This window comes from Bariatricus sp. SGI.019 (genome assembly GCF_050315235.1).
Classification (GTDB): Bacteria; Bacillota; Clostridia; order Lachnospirales; family Lachnospiraceae; genus JAFBIX01.
On sequence record NZ_JBNPOQ010000056.1, the window covers coordinates 1 to 502 of the forward strand.

Below are 502 nucleotides of genomic sequence, written 5' to 3' on the forward strand. Positions count from 1 at the left end.
CTGTCATTCTCTCCTCTGGTACTCAGGAAGATACTTTTACACCCTTCCTGCAGCTGTGCTCCCGGTTCTTCCTCACATTGTTTTGTAAATGTATACCGGTACTTTTTCTTTCCAAACGGATCGAAGTCACAGATAAAAATCACATACACTTCCGGCAGTTCCGTATAATCGCTGCCACTTAGCAGCAGCTCCATGTCAATCTGCCCGTGATAATATCGTACCCTTTTCCCTAGTTCTGCTTTCTTTGCGACCTGCATCTCCACGTTATAACGAGTGTTATGTTCGTTCTTGGCGTAGACATCCAATCGAACACCTTTATATTCCGGGTGATAGACGATACTCTTTTCTTTACTCACTTCCACCCGCTCGATGGGAAAACCTAACGCAAGTTCCAGAAATCTTTTACAGTTTTCTTCCTCCATCATCACTGCGCCAAACATGAAATTGTCCTTGAGCGTAAGCTCTTTTAGTTGCTTCTTTCGCTTCATATATATCCTCCACA

General features: G+C 43.6%; 1 protein-coding gene. It reads right to left on the reverse strand.

Features of this window, described 5'->3' with window-relative positions; all coding sequences use genetic code 11:
• Window positions 1-488: Rpn family recombination-promoting nuclease/putative transposase (locus tag ACQRD1_RS14590; protein WP_427787951.1), on the reverse strand; the 488-nt coding region annotated here is incomplete at its 3' end.
• Window positions 489-502: the final 14 nt, after the last annotated feature.